The sequence below is a fragment of the Mycobacteriales bacterium genome (assembly GCA_035504215.1).
In the GTDB taxonomy this organism is placed as follows: domain Bacteria; phylum Actinomycetota; class Actinomycetes; order JAFAQI01; family JAFAQI01; genus DATAUK01.
On record DATJSI010000094.1, the window covers coordinates 1 to 3,750 of the forward strand.

The 3,750-nt window shown below is 68.2% G+C and carries 6 protein-coding genes and 1 tRNA gene; 6 read left to right on the plus strand and 1 reads right to left on the minus strand.

All coding sequences use genetic code 11. The features are described 5' to 3' along the window. The first annotated feature begins 221 nt into the window (after window positions 1-221). From VME70_11685 to hisC, 6 genes are all read left to right on the plus strand, one after another. Entirely contained in the window at window positions 222-407 is a 186-nt protein-coding gene (locus VME70_11685) for a hypothetical protein (protein HTW20859.1), read from the plus strand. Next, window positions 389-910 (plus strand): tRNA adenosine deaminase-associated protein, encoded by a 522-nt coding sequence (locus VME70_11690; GenBank protein ID HTW20860.1) that lies wholly within the window; start codon window positions 389-391, stop codon window positions 908-910. Before VME70_11685 ends, VME70_11690 begins: the two co-directional genes overlap by 19 nt. 37 nt (window positions 911-947) lie before the next feature. Further along, window positions 948-1,379 (plus strand): nucleoside deaminase, encoded by a 432-nt coding sequence (locus tag VME70_11695; GenBank protein ID HTW20861.1) that lies wholly within the window; start codon window positions 948-950, stop codon window positions 1,377-1,379. Between the two features lie 45 nt (window positions 1,380-1,424). Then, window positions 1,425-1,511, plus strand: a tRNA-Ser gene (locus tag VME70_11700). Window positions 1,512-1,678: 167 nt separating this feature from the next. After that, window positions 1,679-2,365: a hypothetical protein gene (locus tag VME70_11705; protein ID HTW20862.1), complete on the plus strand. Its 687-nt coding sequence runs from the start codon at window positions 1,679-1,681 to the stop codon at window positions 2,363-2,365. A gap of 10 nt (window positions 2,366-2,375) precedes the next feature. Continuing rightward, complete coding sequence (hisC, locus tag VME70_11710; GenBank protein HTW20863.1) at window positions 2,376-3,452, plus strand: histidinol-phosphate transaminase; 1,077 nt, start codon at window positions 2,376-2,378, stop codon at window positions 3,450-3,452. Here the strand turns inward: hisC and VME70_11715 are convergent. Then, window positions 3,417-3,750, minus strand: a 334-nt coding sequence (locus VME70_11715; protein HTW20864.1) for a hypothetical protein, incomplete at its 5' end; no start/stop codon positions are given. The genes hisC and VME70_11715 overlap by 36 nt on opposite strands.

The following is a 3,750-nucleotide window of genomic DNA, read 5'->3' on the forward strand; positions in this document are numbered from 1 at the left end:
CGGCTGCTGGATGACCCACCAGACGATAAAGGCGATGAGCGCATAGAAGAGGATGTTCTTGAGACTCACTGCTGCTGCCTCCCTGGAAGCGCAGACTCGTTGATGCCAGTTGCTTAATCCTAGACCGAGACGCAGCTTGGATGGGGAGTCCTCCAAGCAGGCACGGCTCCTGCTATGCCCGACCTACCGGCAAGTGTGCCCGTATCACACGAGCACTACGCATGAGCCCGACCGAGAATATGAAGCTTCGCATGAAGTATGCCGTTCCCTTCGGCGCGGCGGAAGCAGCCACGCCGAAGGCGGCCACCGACGGCCGGCGGCTTGATTTCACTCGGCCGGAGAAGGCGGTCGATCTGACAACTTTCTCCCCACAGGGCATGCTTGGACCATGGCGATGCCTGAGGTGAACGAGACCGACTTTGCGATTGTCGTCTTCCGCGAGGACGACAGGTGGGACGCCGATGTCCTGCCGGTGGCGGTGACCGATGACCTGAAGGGGTTCATCCGGGCGCTGCGACAGCAGCCCAGCCTCGCGGGCACGATAGGGCTCGCGGGGATCGATGACTACTTTTTCGTCGCGGTCCGGGTCATCGGCAATCAGGTCTCCGTGCTGCTGTCCGACATCGGCGCGGCACTCGACTACCCGCTGGCCGAGCAGGTCCTCGAGCACCTTGACATCCCGGTTCCCGCTGAGGAGGACCTGGACCAGGTGCTCCCGGTCGGCGACCTGTCGATCTTCGCTGACCTCGGCCTCGACGAGATGGACCTGGCGGCGATCTGCAGCCGCCTCGACTTCGACTCCGACGACGACCCCTGGGATCACGTCGAGGACGCGGTGGAGTCGATCGCGGTCCGGCTCGGGTTCGGGCCCGCGATGGAGCGCGCGCTCGATATCGCCCTTGGCTCCTGACCGCGTGACGGGATACGAGGCATCCTTCGCGCCGGCGATGCGGGCCGCGCTCGCTGAGGCGACGGCGGCGCTCGGCACGGGTGACGTGCCGGTCGGGGCGGTGGTGCAGGACGCCGCGGGGACCGTGGTCGCCTGCGGGCGGAACCGCCGGGAGGCGGACGGTGACCCCACGGCGCACGCCGAGATCGTGGCCATCAGGGCCGCCGCCCAAGCGGCCGGCGGGTGGCGCCTCGACGGCCACACCCTCGTGGTGACGCTGGAACCGTGCACGATGTGCGCCGGTGCGATAACGGTGGCGCGGGTCAGCCGGCTCGTCTACGGTGCGACGGACCCACGGGCCGGAGCGGTCGGCTCACTCTGGGACGTCGTTCGAGATCAGCGTCTGGTGCCAGTGCCGGAGGTGATCGGCGGCGTGCTCGCCGCGGAGTGCCAGGCCCTGCTCAGGACGTTCTTCGCTGAGCGCAGATGAGTCTCAGTTCGTTGTTTGGGCCCCGCGTCAGGTATGCTCACCGGCGGTGGAGTCGCCTAGTGGCCGAGGGCGCACGCCTCGAAAGCGTGTGAGGGGGCAACCCCTCCGTGGGTTCAAATCCCACCTCCACCGCCCACTGTTATGCCGCAAGACTCGGAATGGCCCTGAACCCCCATGGGGCCCGGCCGAGGTGGTCGGTCGCGACGTGCCGATTTTACTCAACGTCACCTCTCGTAACTTACAGTTGCGATATTCTCATCGATCGGCATCCATGAATTGGTGTCGGGAGAGGATGCGCGATGGAGGGAAGTCGCTGGCGGGAGACGGCGCTGCTGCTGTTCGTGCCCGCGGCCGCGCTGGGTCTCATCGGCTGCGGCCATTCGGGCAGCAGCGCCACGACGACCGGGTCGACTGCCCCGTTCAGTGCGGCCGAGCTGCGGGTCGCGCTGCTTCCCAAGGTCAACGGGATCAGGGCCGCGGCGCCCGCGACCACCGGAAGCTACGCCTCGCTGGCGGCGGCAGACCCGAGCACGCAGCTGTCCGGCGGCGTGCGCGTGACACCCAAGGCCTGCGCGGACGACGTGCCGGACGGGTTCAACGCGGCCGTGATCGCCGGTGCGCCGGCCGCCGCGGTCAGCTTCCGAGTCGGACACAACGGCGTCTTCGAAATGCTCGTCTCGTCCTCCGCCGCGGCGGCCGCGATCGCGGCCAAGGTACCGGCGCAGTGCGCGCGGTACGAGGAAACCGTCGGCGGCAAGACGTTCAGGTACACGGTCCATGAGTCGTCCGTCAAGGGGATCGGCAAGGAGGCGCACGTGCTCAGCGTGCGATCCACCGGCGGCCCGGCGGACGACATGTGGTCGCTTGTCTACCGCGGCGCCGGCTTCGTCGGTTCGGTGACCGTGATCGGCCCCGGTGCGTCTGAGGTCGCGGTGAAGAGCCTGGCCAAGCATGCCTACGCGTTCGCAACCAAGGAGCTGTCTTAATCTATGGGGCATGACTGACGCTTCGCCCCGGTTCCGGACCATGCTCGACACCGTTCCCGCCTACAAGCCCGGCCGGGCGCCCGTAGCGGTGGCAGGTGAGGCACACAAGCTGTCCTCCAACGAGTCGCCGTACGGACCGCTGCCGTCGGTTGTTGAGGTGATCGCGGAGGCGGGCCGCGGAGTCAACCGCTACCCGGACAACGGTGCCGAGGCGCTGACCGCCGCCCTCGCCGAACGGTTCGCGGTCCCGGCCGGCCACGTCGCCGTCGGCTGCGGCTCCGTCGGGGTCCTCAAGCAGCTCATCGAGGCGGTCAGCGAACCCGGCGCCGAGGTGCTGTACGCGTGGCGCTCCTTCGAGGCGTACCCGCCGCTCGCCGACCTGGCGCACGCCACCTCGGTCCGGGTACCGCTCCGCGACGAGGTACACGACCTGACGGCCATGGCAGCCGCGATCACGCCGCACACAAGGCTGATCCTGGTCTGCAACCCCAATAACCCGACGGGCACCGTCGTCCGCCGGGACGAGCTCGCCGCCTTCCTTGACCAGGTCCCCGCCGACTGCCTCGTCGTCCTTGACGAGGCCTACCGCGAGTACATCCGCGACGAGAACGTGCCCGACGGCATCGACCTTTACCGCGACCGCCCCAACGTGGCCGTCCTGCGCACCTTCTCGAAGGCCTACGGCCTGGCCGGCCTGCGGGTCGGCTTCGTCGTCGGCCACGAGCCAGTCGCCCAGGCCGTCCGCAAGACGATGCTCCCCTTCTCCGTGAACGCGGTAGCCCAGGCTGCCGCGATCGCCTCCCTCGAGGCCGAAGATGAGCTCCTGGAGCGAGTCGAAGCCACCGTCAAGGAACGCGCGCGGGTAACCGAAGCCCTGAGGGCGGACGGCTGGACAGTCCCCGAGACCGAAGCCAACTTCGTCTGGCTCCGCCTAGGAGAACACACAACTGCCTTCGCGGCAGCGTGCGAAGCGTCGGGCATCTCGGTCCGCCCCTTCGACGGAGAAGGGGCACGCATCTCCATCGGCACACCGCATGCGAACGACGCCTTCCTAGCGATAGCCAGCGCCTTCCCGCACCGTCGATAGCTCTGAAAGGGGAAAGCCCCGCTCACCACTGGATAACGAGATATCGTGCTCCTCGGCCACCACGTCCGCCCCGAGCGACCGAAGCCGTTCGTCGATCGTCGCGTGCCCGCGGTCGATGTAGTACCCGGGCGAGATCACCGTCTCGCCCTCGGCCGCCAGCCCGGCCAGGATCAGCGCCGCGCCGCCGCGCAGGTCGTGCGCGACGACCTCGGTACCGCGCAGGACCGACGGCCCGTGCACGATCGCGACGTTGTTGTCGATCTCGACCTTCGCGCCCATCTTGTTCAGCTCGGGCACC